This is a genomic window from Flexivirga oryzae (assembly GCF_014190805.1).
GTDB lineage: Bacteria > Actinomycetota > Actinomycetes > Actinomycetales > Dermatophilaceae > Flexivirga > Flexivirga oryzae.
In genome coordinates, this window is record NZ_JACHVQ010000001.1 from 1,569,974 (window position 1) to 1,586,596 (window position 16,623).

The window sequence follows — 16,623 nt, forward strand, 5'->3', positions numbered from 1 at the left end:
ATCGTGACTGCCGAAACAATAGACGACGGTGATGTGATACGCCATCCACTCGGTGCCTGGCGGCTGCTGTCCGGGGGTGCGCGCGCCCTGTTGCTGGCGCGGATGGTCAACCGGGTCGGCGGCTTCTCGATGGGCTTCCTGGCGGTCCTGCTCACCGATGAGTTGCACGAGTCGGTCCGGGCGGCCGGGTTGATCATGGCGGCCTTCGGACTCGCCACGATCCCGTCGCGGCTGGCCGGCGGCGACCTGCTCGACCGCATCGGCGCCCGCACGACGATCATGCTGGGTCTGATCGGTTGTGCCGCAACACAACTGCTGCTCGCGGCGGCCCAGTCGACCGCCACGGCCGCGATCGGCGCGGTCGGCCTCGGCCTGTCCTACGAGCTGATCGAGCCGCCCACCCAGGCGCTGATCGCGCAGGAGAGCGACGACCGGACCCGGCCGGCGCTCTTCGGCTTGCTGTTCGTCTCGATGTCGGTGGCCGCCGTCGCGGCGGGCGCGGTGGCCGCGGTGGTGGCGGGGTGGGACCTGCGCGTGCTGTTCGTCATCGATGCGGCGACCTGCCTGGGCTGTGCCGTGGTGATCCGGGGCTTCCTACCGGCGCACCGGGTCGCGCTCGACGACCCGGGCCGCTGGCCCTGGCGGGACCGGCGGCTGATGCGGTTGTTCGCGCTGGCGACGGTCTTCACGCTGGTGTACATGATCACCATCTTCGGCGTGCCGCTGACGGTCGCGGACCGCCGGATCGGCCTGTGGGTCATCGGCGTCACGACGGCCGTGTCCGCCGTGGTGTCGGTCGTCGCGCAACCCCTGTTGCGCGTCGGACGGTTGAACGCATCCGACGGATCTGCGGCAATGGCAACGGGATTCGTTGTCATGGCGGTTTCGTGTGCGGTGCTCGCCATGGCGCACGGACCGCTCGCTGTCCTCGTCTTCGGCGTGCTGGGAGCGATCGCCGACGTGCTGCTGATGAGCCACCTCTACGCGCGTGCGGCGCGGCTGGCCCCGGCCGGAGCGGCGGGTCGGTACCTCGCGGTGTTCGGGCTCAGTTGGGGGATCGCCACAACGGTCGCGCCGCTGGTGATCGGTGCCACCCTCACAGTGCGGGACGGAGTGCCGCTGTGGCTCGGGACCGCGCTGGTCGCGCTGACGCTCGCGGTCCTCGCGCCTCGGGTCGGCGCCGCGCCGCGGCATACATCTGCGGGTGCGGTTGTTGCCGATTGACGGGTCGGCGGATCGCCGGCCGCGCCCTGAGGAGGACGATGAGCAACTGGCAGGTGATGCACTCGCTGACCCGCGAGTCCACGGACGCCTCGAAGCTGAAGCCGGGGACATCCCGCCGAGTGCTGAGCTACGCCCGGCCTTATCGTCGGACCATCACGACCTTTCTCGTGCTCGTCGTGCTCGATGCGTTGCTGGTCGTCGCGACACCGTTGATCCTCAAGGAGATCGTCGACAAGGGTGTCGGTGACAGGGACACCGCCCTCGTCGTGTGGCTGGCCGTCGCCGCCGGGATCGTCGCCGTCGTCGACGCGGGCCTGGGTGTCGTGGAGCGATGGTTGTCGGCAGGCCTCGGGGAAGGGCTGATCTACGACCTGCGCCGGGAAGTGTTCGGGCACGTGCTGCGGCAGCCGATCGCGTTCTTCACCCGCGCGCAGACCGGTGCGCTGGTCACGCGGCTCAACTCGGATGTGATCGGCGCACAGCAGGCCTTCACCTCGGTCATGTCCAACGTCGTCTCCAACCTGGTCAGCGTGCTGGTGATCATCGTCGCCATGGCCGCCCTGTCGTGGCAGATCACCCTCGCCGCACTGGTGCTCGTACCCTTCTTCCTCATCCCGACCCGCATCCTCGGTCGGCGTCTGGCCGGGCTCACCCGTGGGCAGATGATCGAGAACGCCGACCTCGGCGCGCGGATGACGGAGCGTTTCAACGTCGCCGGTGCGTTGCTGGTCAAGCTGTTCGGCCGGCCGGCGCAGGAGGACAGGGAGTATGCCGAGCGCGCGGCCAAGGTGCGGGACTTCGGCATCAGCATCGCGGTCCAGCGCGCCATCTTCCTGGTCGGGCTCACCCTGCTCGCGACGATGGCGACCGCCGTCGTCTACGGCATCGGGGGAGTGATGGCGGTGCACGGCGCGATGACGATCGGCACGCTGCTGGCGCTGGCAGCACTCCTGGGGCGGCTCTACGCGCCGCTGACCCAGCTGTCGAGCGTGCGGGTCGACGTGATGACCGCCCTCATCTCGTTCGAACGGGTCTTCGAGATACTCGACCTGCAGCCGTTGGTGGCCGAGCGGCCCGATGCGCGAAGCCTCCCGGCCGGCCCGATCGGGGTGGAGTTCGACGACGTCGTCTTCCGTTACCCGACGGCCGACCAGGTCTCGATCGAATCGCTGCAGACCGTGCTGACTCGCGACAAGGGCGACGGATCGACTGTCCTGCAAGGGGTTTCGTTCACCGCTGAGCCAGGCCAGATGATTGCGCTGGTCGGTCCGTCGGGTGCCGGGAAGACCACGACCATCGGTTTGGTGTCCCGGCTCTACGACCCGACGTCCGGCACGGTGCGGATCGGCGGAGCGGACCTGCGTGACCTCAGCTTCGACACACTGCGCGACCGGATCGGTGTCGTCACGCAGGAGGCGCACATGTTTCACGACACGATTCGCTCCAACCTGCTCTACGCGAAACCGGACGCGACCGACCCCGAACTGGAGCGGGTGCTGCGTGAGGCGCAGGTCTGGGAGCTGGTGAGCCGACTGCCCTACGGACTGGACACCATGGTCGGCGACCGCGGTCACCGGCTCTCCGGCGGTGAGAAGCAGCGCCTGGCCATCGCACGGCTGCTGCTCAAGGCACCGTCCGTCGTGGTGCTCGACGAAGCCACGGCACACCTTGACTCCGAGTCCGAGGCGGCGGTCTCACGCGCTCTCGACACGGCCCTGGCCGGGCGTACCTCGATCGTGATCGCCCACCGCCTGTCCACCGTCCGTGACGCGGACCTGATCCTGGTGATGGAGGACGGGCGCATCGTGGAACGCGGCACGCACGAGGAACTCCTCGCTGCGGACGGCACCTACGCCGACCTTTACCACACGCAGTTCCGTGACCGGGCGGCGAAGGAAGCGGTGCCCGAGGGCTGAGTCCCGATCGGCCGGGACCGCCTACTCGTCCTCCTCGTCCCAGATCCGCACCTTCTTCGGCTTCGCGGGCCGGGTCTCGTCCGCCTCGAGCTCCTCGCGGCGCAGGCGTACGACGTAGAACACCAGGCCCGCGACGGCGCCGAACCACCACTGGAGCGCGTAGCTCAGGTTCACGCCGGCGTACTCGCCCGGCGACGGCTTGGGCAGCGACGCCAAACCGTGATGGGTGGCTGCTGCTGCCGGCTTCTCGCTGCGCATCAGCACGTAACCACCGGTGAGGACCGGTTGCTGCGTGAGTGTCGCGACGCGCGGGAGGTTGATGGAGCTGATCTGCCCCGGCACCGACGAGTTGTCCTTGACGGCTTCGCCCGGCCGGAGCCAGCCGACCACGGTGATGGTGCCGCCGGGTGCCGGGGGCACCGCCGCGGGCGCGGCCGCCGTGCGGCCGTTGTTGATCCAGCCGCGGTCCACCAGGACGGTGCGGCCGTCGGTCTGCCGGAACGGTACGACGACCTCGTAGCCGTAGTAGCCGTCGTTCGGGCGGTTGCGCACGAGCAGCCGTTCCGAGGACACATAGTGTCCCCTGAGAGCCACCTGCTTCCACGTGTCCTGGGGCGTCAGCGCTGTCGTCCGCTCGGGCAGGATCGACGTGACGCCAACGGGTTTCGCGTTGTAGTTGTCCGTGAGCTGGTGCTGCGAGAGTTTCTTGCCTTCGTACCGGTGCCACTGCCACCGGCCGAGGAAGACACAGGCGACCGCCCACACGACGGCGACCAGCAACCAGGCCAGCCAGCGTCGGGTGAGGAACCTGCGGAGCACACCCAGACGGTAACCGGCTTACTCTGGAGTCCTATGAGCAGCCTCGACAAGACCGCAGCCGGTCTGCCCGACACGTTCGGTCGCATCGCGACCGATCTGCGTGTCTCGCTGACCGATCGATGCAACCTGCGCTGCACTTACTGCATGCCCGCCGAGGGCCTCGACTGGCTGCCGCGTCCGGAGATGCTCAGCGACGACGAACTCATCCGGGTCATCGACATCTTCACCCGGCTCGGCATCGACTCGGTGCGTCTCACCGGCGGCGAGCCGCTGCTGCGGCGCGGGCTGCCGGACGTGATCCGCCGCATCGCCGGTCTGGAGCACGCGCCGCGCATCGCGATGACCACCAACGGCATCGGGCTGGACCGGCTCGCGCAACCCCTCGCCGAGGCCGGGCTCGAACGCATCAACATCTCGCTGGACACGGTCGACCCCGAGCGGTTCAAGGAGTTGACCCGTCGTGACCGGTTCGCCGACGTGGAGCGCGGCATCGAGGCGGCCCAGGACGCCGGCCTGGCACCGGTGAAGATCAACGCGGTCGCGATGCACGACCCGACCGGCCGCGACAATCCTGCGGACCTGCTGCGGTGGTGCCTGGACCGCGACGTGCAACTGCGCTTCATCGAGCAGATGCCGCTGGACGCGGGTCACACCTGGGAGCGTGACCGGATGTTCACCGCCACGGAGCTGCGGGGGTTGCTCGAGGAGCGCTTCACCCTCACGCCGCTGCCCGACGAGGCGCGTGGCAGCGCCCCTGCCGAGCTCTTCCTGGTCGACGGTGGTCCTGAGACGGTCGGTGTCATCGCGAGCGTCACAGCGCCGTTCTGCGCCGCCTGTGACCGGGTGCGGCTCACCGCGGACGGCCAGGTCCGCAACTGCCTCTTCGCCCGCGACGAGAGCGACCTACGCGGTCCGCTGCGTGCCGGTGCGAGCGACGAGGAGCTCGCGAACGTCATACGAGCGAACATGCTGGCCAAGCGGCGGGGACACGGCATCGGCGAGCCCAACTTCCAGCAGCCCGACCGGCCGATGTCGTCCATCGGCGGCTGAACCCCGGGAGCTCAGACCTTGTCGACCGTGTCGACCTCGTCGATCGGCACGACCCGGATCGGGAAACCGCGCAGCGAGAGGAACTCCGACAGAGTGCTGCGGTGGTCGTCGCACGCCAGCCAGACCTTGCGCCGGTCCTCGGCGTGGATGCGGGGATTGCGCCAGACGACCGCGTAGGACGCGTCGCGCCGGCAGCCCCGTGAACTGCACTGGGTGGGCTGGGCGGGCTCTGGACGGGCGAAACTCATGCGGAGGCTCAGGGCCGGGGGCCGTGCAACTGGTGGCGACTCGACAACGGTCGCTGCCGGCCGCGCACCTGCTTGCGTTTCTGGTTGGCGGCGTTCGCGCCGATCACCGCGATCTCGGGCAGCACGCAGGCGAGACCGACACAGACCCACCGAGCCGGACCGCTGAGGAAATAGGCCAACACGAAAGCTGCGGTGCGGATCCCCATCGCGATCGCGTAGTTGCGCATCCTGGTGTCGAGGTCGTGCTTACCCGGCAGCGGCAGGTCGGTCGCCGACTGCACAGGGGGATGTTCCTTCGGACGGGGCACCGTTCAAGCCTACGCGTGGTGCCCGGACGGGTCGTGCGCGCTACCGTTCGGTAGTCCAATAGCCTGTCGTTCCCGTGCCCGACCGGGTACCGGACCGCCGAACCGAGGAGACGCCCAGATGCCCCAGAACGTGCTGATCACCGGAGGGAACCGCGGGATCGGCAGGGCGATCGCCGAGGCCTTCGTGGCTGCCGGGGACAACGTGGTGGTCACCTCCCGCAGCGGATCCGACGGCCCCGAGGGTGCCACGACGGTCGCGTGCGACGTCACCGACACCGCCTCCGTGGACGCCGCGTTCAGCGCGGCCGAGGAGCAGTTCGGCGGCCCGGTCGAGGTCGTCGTCGCCAACGCCGGCATCACCCAGGACACCCTGTTGATGCGTATGTCGGACGAGGACTTCGACAGCGTCGTCGACACGAACCTGGCGGGCGCCTTCCGCTGTGCGCGCCGGGCGACCAAGGGGATGATCCGCCGCAAGGGTGGCCGGATCATTTTCGTTTCCAGTGTTGTTGGTCTTCTCGGTGGACCGGGGCAGGTCAACTACGCGGCGTCCAAGGCCGGTCTTGTCGGTATGGCGCGCTCGATCGCCCGGGAGCTCGGGAAGAAGGCGATCACCGCCAACGTCGTGGCTCCCGGTTTCATCGACACCGACATGACGCGTGCGTTGCCCGAGGCGCAGCGCAAGGCCTACGTCGACTCGATTCCCGCCGCGCGCCTCGCCGAACCGGACGAGGTCGCCCAGGTCGTGCGGTTCCTGGCGAGTGACGCAGCGGCATACATCAACGGCGCGGTGATCCCGGTCGACGGCGGCCTCGGCATGGGCCACTGAGCGGCATACAGACCACAGCACACGACAACAACACAGAACCGAGGGAGTCGACGTGGCAGGCATCGTCGAAGGCAAGCGACTGTTGATCACCGGCATCACGATGGAGTCGTCCATCGCGTTCCACGTGGCCAAGATCGCCCAGGAGCAGGGTGCGGAGGTCATCCTGACGTCGTTCGGGCGGGTCATGCGGATCACCCAGACGATCAGCAAGCGGCTGCCGCAGACGCCGGAGCTCTTCGAGCTGGACGTCACGAGCGACGAGGACCTGGCCAGCCTGGCCGACCGGCTGAAGGCGGCCGGCGTCGACTCGCTGGACGGTGTGCTGCACTCGATCGGCTTCGCACCGCCCGGGGCGTTCGACTTCATGGCCGGGACGTGGGAGGACGCGGCAACTGCCCTGCAAGCATCCGCGTACTCGCTGAAATCGCTTGCTGTTGCTGCGCTTCCGCTGATGACGGACGGGTCGTCGCTCGTGGGGTTGACCTTCGACGCGAAGTTCGCCTGGCCGGTGTACGACTGGATGGGTGTCGCCAAGGCGGCGTTCGAGTCGACCAACCGCTACCTGGCGCGTGACCTGGGTCCGAAGGGCATCCGCTCCAACCTGGTGTCGGCGGGCCCGATCCGCACCACCGCGGCCAAGTCGATCCCCGGCTTCGAGCAGTTCGAGAAGGTGTGGGGCGAGCGTGCGCCGCTCGGCTGGGACATCACCGACCCCGGGCCCGCGGCGCAGGCATGCGTCGCGCTGCTGTCCGACTGGTTCCCGGCGACCACCGGTGAGATCGTGCACGTCGACGGCGGCGTGCACGCGATGGGGCAGTAGTACCGCTCAGCGAGGCTCGACATCACTAGCATCTGACGAATGAACGCGCGTCCCGTGGCCGAGGTGGCCGAAGTGCGGATCCTCTCGGGTCCGAACCTCTACTTCACCCGGCCGGCCGCGAAGATCACCGTGCGACTGCCGGGGTATGCCGTGGCCGATCCGGGCGAGCTGAGGCAGCTCGGTCGCTCGTTGGCCGTGCGGGCCAGCGACGCCGGCGCACCGGAAACCGAGGCACGCCAACGTTTCGTGCTGCGGCTGGCCGAACGAGTGGTGCGACTTCTCGTGCGTCAGGCGGGTTCGAGCCGGGTGGCGGTGCGGGTGCGCGCCGGGCAGCAACTCGACGAGATCGTCGTGGCCTTCGCGCTGAACAACCGTGGCCGGGGTGAGATGGTCGGCAAGCTGCTCGGCGGGGTGCTGACCGACATACTCACCGCCGACGACCCGGTCGGCACGATCGGTGCCGCTGCCGCGCAGGTGAAGGCCGGTCCGCTGGGTGACCGGGTGCAGCCGCTGCGGCCGAAGGTGCCCGTGGTTGCGATCACCGGCACCAACGGCAAGACCACGACGACGCGTCTGGTCGCGCATCTCGGGATGACAGCCGGCCTGCGCACCGGATGGAGTTCGACCGACGGTGTCCTGGTCCAGGGTGAACTGATCGAGCGCGGCGACTACTCCGGGCCGGGCGGCGCGCGCACCGTGCTGGAGGCACCCGGGGTGCAGTTCGGCGTGCTGGAGACCGCTCGCGGCGGCATGCTGCTGCGTGGCCTCGGGACCGCGACCAACGACGTGAGCGTCGTGACCAACGTCAGCGCGGATCACTTGGGGATGAACGGGATCGAGACGATCGATCAGCTCGCCGAGGTGAAGGCGATCATCACCAAGGTGACCAGGCCGAAGGGCTGGGTCGTGCTGAACGGGGACGACCCTCGGGTGTGGGCGATGCGGACAGCTGCGAGCGGCCAGCCGTGGTGCTTCAGCCTGGACGCCGAGTCACCGGCGCTGCGCGAGTCGCTGGAGACCCGCGGACGCGGCGTCACCGTGATCGACGGTGACATCACCGTGCTGGAGCCAGGACGCTCACCGGACCGACTGGTGAGCCTGCTGGACGTCCCGGTGACCCTGTCCGGGCTGTCCCAGCACAACATCGCCAACGCGCTGGCGGCCACCGCGGCCGGTCTGGGTGCCGGATTGAGCCGTGACGCGGTGATCGAGGGTCTGCGAACGTTCGCGCCGGACCATCGGCACAACCCCGGCCGGATGAACATCTACACGGTCGTGCTGCCGCAGGGCGGCACGGCGACCGTCGTGCTGGACATGGCGCACAACGAGGCCGGGCTCGATGCACTGCTGCAGGTCGGGCGCGGGCTGGTCCGGCCGGGATCGCAGCTGCAGCTCGGACTCGGGACCGGCGGTGACCGCACCGACGAGATCCTGATCGCGATGGGGGAGATGGCCGGGCTGCGTGCCGACCGGGTGCAGGTGGTGCACAAGGAGCACTATCTGCGTGGGCGCACCATGCAGGAGCTGGAAAGCTTTCTGCGGCAAGGGCTCTCAAGTGTCGGTGTGGTGCCGACGGCGTCGTGGCCCGACGAACTGACCGGCTTGACGGGCTTGCTGAGCGCGGCGCACGACGGCGACGTGCTGGCACTGATGACCCACTCGGACCGTGCGAAGTTGCACAGCTGGCTGGTGGAGAACAGCGGCACCGCCGACGACGCGGCGGAGATCCGGCGGAAGGTGATCGCAGCCCGCGGCGAACACGAGGCGGAGAGGGAGATCGCCGCCCTGTGGGAGATGGACGACGACGCGGCACGCATCGACGCCGCTCGTGCACTGCAGCAACGCTTTCCGCGTGACGGGCGGGTGCTCTACGAGCTAGCCGGCGCGCACGACTCGGCGGGCCTGGAAGATGAGGCGCTCCAGTGGTACGAGCGGGCGCTTGCGCGGCGGATCGACGAACCGTACCGGCACCGCGCTCTCATCCAGCAGGCCTCGACCCTCCGGCACCTGGGTCGGTTCGACGAGTCGTTGGCGATCCTGGACCGGCTCGCGGAAGAGTACCCGGGCAACACGGCGGTGGTGCTCTTCCGCGCCCTCACGCTGCACGACCTCGGTCGCGACACCGAGGCATTGCGTGCAACCGCAGCGCAATTGGTTGCCTCCAGCGCTGAACCCGACGTGCAGCGTTATCTCAACTCGCTGACGCGCTTCACCGACGCGATCGGCAACTAGTCACCTCGGCCGAAGCTGCCGACCGGCGCGTCGAGCGTCACCCCTCCGCGAGCTGGTCGAGTAGCGGAGGAGCGCAGTGGGGGAGCGTATCGAGACCACCGCGAGCGACCCTTCGATACGCCCTCCGCAGGCTCCGGGCTACTCAGGGATCGCCGCTCCCTACTCAGGGTCGTGAGCAGTCAGTCCTGCTGGGGCGCGCTCAGCCAGGGGTGCCCCGGAAGCGTGCGCTGAAGCATCTGGTGCAGCCAGCGCCGTTGCGACGCATCGAGCAAGGGCCAGGCGACGTCGAAGTCCTGCTGGTCCTTCGCGCGCAGGCCACGGGCCTTGTAGAGCAACTGGATCTCCGGCCGCAGGTAGCGCACCCCGTCCTTGTCCCACAGCGCTTCGGACATCGGCATGGTGATCTCCGGATCGCGTTTGTAGACCCAGGTCTTCGCGTCACCGGGGGCGAGGAGCACGTCATACTCCCATGGCCGGTTCCAGCCGGGTCGCAGCCAGAGCTGCTCCGATCCCGCGTGCGCGACCTCGTCGAAGGACGCCGGGTCATCTGCGAAAACCGGCTTGAGCGCACCGGATCCGGCCGCCCACACGTCATACCGAGCACGCACGAACCGGCGGAACTCCTCGACCTCGGTGCGCAGCACCGAGAGGTCGCAGTCCTCGTGCGGACGCGTCACGCCGGTGAACGCCTCGATGGCCCACCCGCCCGCGATGAACCAGGTGCCCGAGTAGTCCGCCAGCATCTCCGCGACATCCGCGGGAGTACGTGGTCGCCACGGTCCGTACGTCGCGGAGAACTCGGCTTCGCTGGGCTGCCACACCTCGGTCATCCCGGAACAGTAGCGGGCGGGACCTCGATACGCTCCTTCGTCGCTACTCGGCCGCCGCAGCGCGCCACTCGTTGTCGTCGGCCGCCGACGCCTCGTTGGCTGCGGTCGCCAGTTGCTGCGGGTCCAGGTCCGGGTCTCCGGGCTGCTCGTCGTCGGTCCGCGCACCCGCATTCGCCTGGTGCGTAAAGCGTTCCAGCTCGGCGAGCACCGCTGCGTGCTGGTCCACGCACAGCATCACCAGGTCGCCCGGATTGGCCAGGTGCACCGCATGCCGGGTCGCTTCGAGCTCGTGGAGCACGGTGAACACCTGCCGACACCGGGCACCGTCGGCCATCGCCTCGCGGACGCCTTCCTCGACGAGCGCCGCGGCGACGCCGGGCTCCCGCCGTCGCAGGTTGTCGTCCTCACGCAGGATGAGCACGTCGAAGTACTTCGCTGCGGCGCGGCCGAGTTCACGGATGTCGTCGTCGCGGCGGTCTCCGGCGGCACCCACCATCCCGATGCGCGAGATCCGGTGGTCGGCCGCTCCCTGCCGCTGCCGGACATAACCCTCGACGAACTCGCCGAGCCGGTGCATGCCCGGCGGGTTGTGGCAGTAGTCGACGAAGACCTCGGCGTGGTTGACCTCGACGCGGTTGAGTCGTCCGGGGGACAGGTAGTAGGTCGTCGTGAACGTCCGCAGGCCCTGCCGTATGTCGTGCAGCGGCGCACCTGCAGCGAACGCGGCACCCGCCGCGGCGAGCGCGTTGGCGACATTCATCCGGGCCGTGCCACCGAAGGTCGACGGCAACAGGTGCGTCCATGCCAGCGGCATGGCACGACGGCCCTGTTTCAGCACGATCATCTCGCCCCGGTCGGAGGGCTCCAGCACGACGGCCCGCGCACCCCGGCGGCACTTCTCGTCGATGAAGTCCCGGACCCGGCTCCCGGGCGGCTCCATCGAGAACCAGACGACGGTGCCCGAGCACCGGCGGCGCATCGCCCGCACCAGCGGGTCGTCGGCGTTGAGCACGGCATACCCGTCACGCGGAACCGCTTCCACGATCACGGCTTTCACCCGCGCCAGCTGCTCGAGCGTGTCGATGCCGTGCATTCCGAGGTGATCGGGCGCGATGTTGGTGACGACCGCGATGTCGTTGCGGTCGTACCCCAGACCTTCGCGGAGTATGCCGCCGCGCGCGACCTCGAGCACCGCGAAGTCGACCCGCGGATTCTGCAGCACCATGCGCGCTGAGCGCGGGCCGGACGCGTCCGCCTTGATCAGCAGACGCTCGTCCACCAGGATGCCGTCGGTCGACGTCATACCGACCTTGCGGCCGAGGCTCTTCATGATGTGCGCCAGCATGCGCGACGTCGTCGTCTTGCCGTTGGTGCCCGTCACCGCCACGATCGGCACCCGGGACGGCGCACCGGCGGGGAAGAGCAGGTCGACGACGGGTTTGGCGATGAACTGCGGCTCGCCGACCGTCGGGTGCGTGTGCATCCGGAAACCGGGAGCGGCGTTGACCTCGCAGATCGCACCGCCGGTCTCGCGCACCGGTGCCGTGATGTCCGGGCAGATGAAGTCGATCCCGGCGATGTCCAGACCGATGAGTTGCGCTGCCTCTTCGGCGATCTCGACGTTGTCCGGGTGCGCGTCGAAGGTCCGGTCGATTGAGATGCCCCCGGTCGACATGTTCCCGGTGAGGGCGAGTTTGACCATCTCGTCCTTCGGCGGCACCGCGTCCATCTCGTAGCCCTGCTCGCGGACGAGTTCGACGGCGGCGTCGTCGACCGCGATCCGGGTCAGCACCTTCTCGTGCCCGACGCCGCGTCGTGGATCGGCGTTGGTGATGTCGACGAGTTCGGCGATCGTGTGCGTGCCGTCGCCGATCACGTGCGCCGGGACACGCTCGGCGATGGCCGCCATCCGCCCGCCGATGATGAGGCAGCGGTAGTCCTTGCCGGTGATGAACGACTCCACCTGCACGATGCCGCGGCGGCTCTGCTCGGCGGCCAGCGGGAACGCCCGGCGCACCTCGTCCTCGGTCTGCAGGTTGAGGATCACCCCACGGCCGTGGTTGCCGTCCAACGGTTTGACCACGACCGGGAATCCGATCCGGCCGGCGGCGGTGGCGGCGCCGTCGGCGGTGCGCACGGTGACCGCTTTCGGCACCGGCAGACCCGCCGAGCCGAGCAGCGTCGCCGTGAGGTTCTTGTCACCGGCGATGTCGACGGCGAGGGCCGGCGTCCGGGAGGTCATGGTGGCGCGGATCCGCTGGGCATGGACCCCCTGACCGAGTTGCACCAGCGAATGCTGGTTGAGCCGCGTCCACGGGATGTCCCTGCTGACCGCCTCGTCGATGATCGCAGCGGTCGACGGGCCGAAGGCGGTGCGCCCGGCGAGCCGGAGGAACTGGTCGAGCTCGGTGGTGAAGTCGAAATCGTCTGTGGGGACTACCAGTTCGTTGACGAGTCGGACCGCAAGCTCACCAGCAGCGACGCCGACGCGTTCGTCGTAGAACCCGAAGATGACGTTGTAGACCCCGGGCCGGCTCTTGTCGCCACGCGTCTTGCCGCGCCGCAGGTCGTGACCGGCCTCCTGCTGCAGTTGCAGCGCGACGTGCTCGGCGACGTGCCCCAGCCAGGTGCCCTCCCGCAGCCGCTCCACGAAGCCCCCGCGATGACCGCGGGAGCAGGTGTGCTCCGACAGACCGGGCAACCGCTCGAGCAGGGCATCGGTGAAGCCGGGCAGCTTGTCGGTCGGGAACTCCTCCAACTCGCCGAGGTCGACGAGCAGGTGGACCGCAGGACCGTAGTCCCAGACGTTCGGACCGCGGTAGACCCGCGACCGCAGCACCTTCAACTGACCGCTCGTCGGTGAGTTCTCCATCGACCTGCTCCTCTCGTGCTGTCGTCCGTATGGCGGGACAGGCGTCTCAGCGGCGCAGTGCCGCCGCGGCGGTGGCCGTGTCGTGCCGGTCCCTGCTGGTCGAGACCGCGATGTCGGCATACTTCTCGTCGAACCCGGTGAGGGTCGCGGTCTCCAGATCGAAGGTCGCGCCGAACGGGAGGGTGTGCACGATCGCACCGGTCACGAGCAGCGGCGCGTCACGTTCGGCCTCGTGCGCGTCGGTGACCGCCGTGCGGGCATCGACCACGAAGACGGCGCCGGAGCCGACCACGGTCAGTTCGGTACCGCCGGTGATCTCCGCCGCGGTGTCCTCGTCGATCCCCATACCGAGCAGGCTGGGCGATGAGGCCACCAGGGACAGCAGGCGGCCGTATCGGGCCCGCTGGTCGAAGTGCTGGTCGACGATGACGCCGGGGAGCAGGCCGAGGCCGGCGGTGAGCTGGCTGGACCGCTGCCGCGGTGTCACTCCCTCGTCGCCCATCGAGATCATGAAGCGACTCATGATCGATGCCCCCGCGGAGGTTCCCGCGATGACGGCCCCGCGCTCGTGGGCCCGCAGGATCGCGGCACCGAGAGGCGTGCCCACGATCAGCTGGCTGAGCCGGAGCTGGTTGCCACCGGACAGGAAGATGCCCGTGGCGCCGTCGATGAGCGCCTGGAGCTCGTCGTCGCTGCTGTGGGCGCGGTCGGGTGGGTTGACCGCGTCGATCTGGGGTGCGCCGAGACGCGAGAACACGGTCGAGTAGACCTCGACGACCTCCTCCGGCACCGAGGATGCGGTCGGAATGATGACGATCCGTGACTTGCGGCCACCGGCCAGGTTCACGAACCGGCGCAGGATCGTCACCCGGCCGACCTTGTCCTCCGCGCCGCCGATGATCAGCAGGGACCGGCGAGCAGGATCAGACATGGGGCGAGTCTAGGGAAGCAGCGCGGATCGCGTCGGATGTCTCACCGTCGCCGGTCACCCGGTCGGCCTCCTCGACGTCCTCCCGAGAGATGCCGAGCATGAAGAGCACGGCATCCAGGTAGGGAACGTTGACGCTCGCGTCGGCCTGCTCGCGCACGACGGGTTTGGCGTTGAACGCCACCCCCAGGCCGGCGATGGCCAGCATGTCGAGGTCGTTGGCGCCGTCGCCGACCGCGACCGTCCGCGACAGCGGAAGACCCTCCTCGGCGGCGAATCTGCGGAGAGCACGAGCCTTTTCGGCCCGGTCGACGATCGTGCCTTCGACCCGGCCGGTCAGCTTGCCGTCGCTGACCTCGAGCCGGTTGGCGTGCGCGTGGTCGATGCCGAGCTCGGCGGCCAGCGGGCCGACGATCTCCAGGAAGCCGCCGGAGACGACCGCGACCGAGAAGCCGAGCCGGCGCACGGTCCGGACCAGGGTGCGGGCGCCCGGCGTGAGCCGCACGGCGCCTCGTACCTCCTCGAAGACCGACTCGTCGAGGCCCGCGAGGCACCGGACCCGCTCGTGCAGGCTCTCCGCGAAATCCAGCTCGCCGCGCATCGCCCGCTCGGTCACCGCAGCGACCTCCTGCTCCCGGCCGGCGTGTGCCGCGAGCAACTCGATCACCTCGTCCCGGATCAGGGTGCTGTCGACATCCATCACGAGCAGCCGCCGGCCGCGGCGCGCTAGACCGCCGGGTGTGACGGCGATGTCCACCCCGTGGTCCGCCGCGATCAGCGCGAGGTGACGCCGCAGGGTCGGCACGTCCGCTCCGGACAGGTCCAGCTCGATCGTCGTCACCGGATCGCGGGACAACCGCCGGATGCGGTCGATGTTGGCGTGCTGCTCGCCGATCGCGGCGGTCACTGCGGCGAGTCCGCCGGAGCGCAGCGGGGCGCCCAGAACCACCACGGAGGCACGGCCGGTGCGCCGTGCCGGGTTGTCGCCGTGACCGGGCTCGATCGTGGCAGTGAGCCCGTGCCGCCCGGCCACGCCCGCGATCGCGTCCGACAGGTCCTCGGCGTCGCCGGCCGGCTGCAGCAGGGCCGTGAGCAGCAGTCGCCCACGCACCACGGCCTGCTCGAGGTCGAGCACCACCGACTCGGCTGCCGCGGCCGCGGCCAGTAGGTCGGCGGACACCCCTGGCCGGTCTTGCCCGACCAGGGTCACGAGCAGGGTGGTGTATGACGAATTCTGTTGTGGATCCGGCTGGTTCACGGTTTGATGACCGTCCCCTTGCCCACCACGGTGATGCCGGACTCGGTGACGGTGAAACCACGAGCGAGGTCCTCTTCGTGGTTCAGCCCGATGCTGGCCCCGTCGGGCACGTGGACGTCCTTGTCGATGATCGCCCGCTGGATGCGGCAGTGCCGGCCGATGTCGACGTTGTCCATCAGGATCGCGTCGTCCACCTGGGCGAACGAGTGCACCTTGACGTTGTTGGCGAGCACGGAGTTGCCGATGACCGAGCCGCTGACGATGCACCCGGGGGAGACCATCGAGCCGGTCGCCATACCGCTGCGGTCCGATCCGCCGTGCACGAACTTCGCCGGCGGGTAGTTGGTGCCGCTGGTGAGGATCGGCCACGCGTAGTTGTAGAGGTTGAAGATCGGGTGGATGGACACCAGGTCCATGTGCGAGTCGTAGAACGAGTCGATCGTCCCGACATCACGCCAGTAGCCGCGGTCACGATCGGTCGTGCCGGGGATGTCGTTGTCGCGGAAGTCGTAGGCGTGCGCCTCGCCCCTTTCCACGAACGACGGGATGATGTTGCCGCCCATGTCGTGCTTGCTGTTGTCGTCCTCGGCGTCCGCGATCACCGCCTCGATGAGCGCATCGGTGTCGAAGACGTAGTTGCCCATCGACGCGAGCACCTCGTGCGGGGAGTCGGCGAGTCCGACAGGATCCGAGGGCTTTTCACGGAAGGCGCCGATCTTGGAGCCTTGCCCCTCCGCCAGCTCGATCACGCCGAACTGGTCCGCCAGCTCGATCGGCTGGCGGATCGCGGCCACACTGGCCCGGGCGCCGGACTGCATGTGCTGGTCGATCATCTGGTCGAAGTCCATGCGGTAGACGTGATCGGCGCCCACGACGACCACGATCTCGGGCTTCTCGTCGTAGATGAGGTTCAGGCTCTGGTAGATGGCGTCGGCCGAGCCGGAGAACCACTGCTTCCCGCGTCGTTGCTGGGCGGGAACCGGTGCCACGTAGTTGCCGAGCATCGTGGACATGCGCCAGGCCTTGGCGATGTGCCGGTCCAGGCTGTGCGACTTGTACTGCGTGAGCACCACCATGCGCAGGAAGCCGCTGTTGACCAGATTGGACAGCGCGAAATCGATCAGCCGGTAGATGCCGCCGAACGGCACCGCCGGTTTGGCTCGGTCCGCCGTCAGCGGCATGAGTCGTTTGCCCTCGCCGCCCGCCAGGACGATCGCCAGCACTGATGGACCACCTCGTCGCGCCATACCCCAGACCTTAAAGGGCAAGAAGGGGCTAGCGTCAGGTGT

At 69.0% G+C, this 16,623-nt stretch carries 14 protein-coding genes; 6 read left to right on the forward strand and 8 right to left on the reverse strand.

The genetic code is table 11. The features are described 5' to 3' along the window. Window positions 1-3: 3 nt before the first annotated feature. Entirely contained in the window at window positions 4-1,224 is a 1,221-nt protein-coding gene (locus FHU39_RS07220) for an MFS transporter (protein WP_183319721.1), read from the forward strand. A gap of 38 nt (window positions 1,225-1,262) precedes the next feature. Beyond that, a complete protein-coding gene (locus FHU39_RS07225) occupies window positions 1,263-3,140 on the forward strand; it encodes an ABC transporter ATP-binding protein (protein WP_183319722.1) in 1,878 nt (625 codons plus the stop codon). A 21-nt stretch (window positions 3,141-3,161) separates the two neighbouring features. Here the strand turns inward: FHU39_RS07225 and FHU39_RS07230 are convergent, their stop codons facing one another. Beyond that, a complete protein-coding gene (locus FHU39_RS07230) occupies window positions 3,162-3,959 on the reverse strand; it encodes an SURF1 family cytochrome oxidase biogenesis protein (protein ID WP_183319723.1) in 798 nt (265 codons plus the stop codon). A gap of 33 nt (window positions 3,960-3,992) precedes the next feature. Between FHU39_RS07230 and moaA the strand changes: the two genes are divergently transcribed. Continuing rightward, entirely contained in the window at window positions 3,993-5,009 is a 1,017-nt protein-coding gene (gene moaA, locus FHU39_RS07235; RefSeq protein ID WP_183319724.1) for a GTP 3',8-cyclase MoaA, read from the forward strand. Between the two features lie 11 nt (window positions 5,010-5,020). On the opposite strand, the gene FHU39_RS07240 is transcribed toward moaA, so the two are convergent. Both FHU39_RS07240 and FHU39_RS07245 read right to left on the reverse strand, forming a co-directional pair. After that, on the reverse strand, window positions 5,021-5,257 hold the full coding sequence (locus FHU39_RS07240) for a hypothetical protein (protein WP_183319725.1): 237 nt from the start codon (window positions 5,255-5,257) through the stop codon (window positions 5,021-5,023). Between the two features lie 8 nt (window positions 5,258-5,265). Further along, complete coding sequence (locus tag FHU39_RS07245) at window positions 5,266-5,565, reverse strand: DUF3099 domain-containing protein (protein ID WP_343065774.1); 300 nt, start codon at window positions 5,563-5,565, stop codon at window positions 5,266-5,268. Between the two features lie 118 nt (window positions 5,566-5,683). Here FHU39_RS07245 and fabG point away from each other — a divergent pair, with 118 nt between their 5' ends. Genes fabG through FHU39_RS07260 form a run of 3 tightly spaced genes read left to right on the forward strand, consistent with a single transcriptional unit; the run spans window position 5,684 to window position 9,446 of the window. Continuing rightward, window positions 5,684-6,394: a 3-oxoacyl-ACP reductase FabG gene (gene fabG, locus FHU39_RS07250; protein ID WP_183319726.1), complete on the forward strand. Its 711-nt coding sequence runs from the start codon at window positions 5,684-5,686 to the stop codon at window positions 6,392-6,394. Between the two features lie 52 nt (window positions 6,395-6,446). Continuing rightward, window positions 6,447-7,214 (forward strand): enoyl-ACP reductase FabI, encoded by a 768-nt coding sequence (gene fabI / locus FHU39_RS07255; protein ID WP_425484766.1) that lies wholly within the window; start codon window positions 6,447-6,449, stop codon window positions 7,212-7,214. 39 nt (window positions 7,215-7,253) lie between these two features. Continuing rightward, the gene (locus tag FHU39_RS07260) at window positions 7,254-9,446 is read left to right on the forward strand and encodes a tetratricopeptide repeat protein (RefSeq protein ID WP_183319727.1); all 2,193 of its coding nucleotides are present in this window, start codon (window positions 7,254-7,256) and stop codon (window positions 9,444-9,446) included. Between the two features lie 179 nt (window positions 9,447-9,625). On the opposite strand, the gene FHU39_RS07265 is transcribed toward FHU39_RS07260, so the two are convergent. The 5 genes from FHU39_RS07265 to glgC are packed head-to-tail and all read right to left on the reverse strand — an operon-like array spanning window position 9,626 to window position 16,581. Then, window positions 9,626-10,276, reverse strand: coding sequence for a nucleotidyltransferase domain-containing protein (locus tag FHU39_RS07265; protein WP_183319728.1), 651 nt, complete (start codon window positions 10,274-10,276; stop codon window positions 9,626-9,628). 43 nt (window positions 10,277-10,319) lie between these two features. After that, window positions 10,320-13,148: a cyanophycin synthetase gene (gene cphA / locus FHU39_RS07270; protein WP_183319729.1), complete on the reverse strand. Its 2,829-nt coding sequence runs from the start codon at window positions 13,146-13,148 to the stop codon at window positions 10,320-10,322. Between the two features lie 46 nt (window positions 13,149-13,194). Beyond that, window positions 13,195-14,079: a cyanophycinase gene (locus FHU39_RS07275; RefSeq protein ID WP_183319730.1), complete on the reverse strand. Its 885-nt coding sequence runs from the start codon at window positions 14,077-14,079 to the stop codon at window positions 13,195-13,197. Continuing rightward, window positions 14,072-15,334, reverse strand: coding sequence for a phosphoserine phosphatase SerB (gene serB, locus FHU39_RS07280; protein WP_183319731.1), 1,263 nt, complete (start codon window positions 15,332-15,334; stop codon window positions 14,072-14,074). Before serB ends, FHU39_RS07275 begins: the two co-directional genes overlap by 8 nt. Beyond that, window positions 15,331-16,581 carry a glucose-1-phosphate adenylyltransferase gene (gene glgC / locus FHU39_RS07285; protein ID WP_183319732.1) on the reverse strand — a complete coding sequence of 417 codons (1,251 nt, stop codon included), beginning with the start codon at window positions 16,579-16,581 and terminating at the stop codon, window positions 15,331-15,333. Before glgC ends, serB begins: the two co-directional genes overlap by 4 nt. Window positions 16,582-16,623: the final 42 nt, after the last annotated feature.

What these genes read in the sequence shown, in the direction of transcription:
- FHU39_RS07225 (WP_183319722.1), top strand. Translation starts at nt 1,263, where the DNA reads ATGAGCAACTGGCAGGTGATGCACTCGCTGACCCGCGAGTCCACGGAC.
- moaA (WP_183319724.1), top strand. Translation starts at nt 3,993, where the DNA reads ATGAGCAGCCTCGACAAGACCGCAGCCGGTCTGCCCGACACGTTCGGT.
- FHU39_RS07240 (WP_183319725.1), bottom strand. Translation starts at nt 5,257, where the DNA reads ATGAGTTTCGCCCGTCCAGAGCCCGCCCAGCCCACCCAGTGCAGTTCA.
- fabG (WP_183319726.1), top strand. Translation starts at nt 5,684, where the DNA reads ATGCCCCAGAACGTGCTGATCACCGGAGGGAACCGCGGGATCGGCAGG.
- FHU39_RS07260 (WP_183319727.1), top strand. Translation starts at nt 7,254, where the DNA reads ATGAACGCGCGTCCCGTGGCCGAGGTGGCCGAAGTGCGGATCCTCTCG.
- FHU39_RS07265 (WP_183319728.1), bottom strand. Translation starts at nt 10,276, where the DNA reads ATGACCGAGGTGTGGCAGCCCAGCGAAGCCGAGTTCTCCGCGACGTAC.
- cphA (WP_183319729.1), bottom strand. Translation starts at nt 13,148, where the DNA reads ATGGAGAACTCACCGACGAGCGGTCAGTTGAAGGTGCTGCGGTCGCGG.
- FHU39_RS07275 (WP_183319730.1), bottom strand. Translation starts at nt 14,079, where the DNA reads ATGTCTGATCCTGCTCGCCGGTCCCTGCTGATCATCGGCGGCGCGGAG.
- glgC (WP_183319732.1), bottom strand. Translation starts at nt 16,581, where the DNA reads ATGGCGCGACGAGGTGGTCCATCAGTGCTGGCGATCGTCCTGGCGGGC.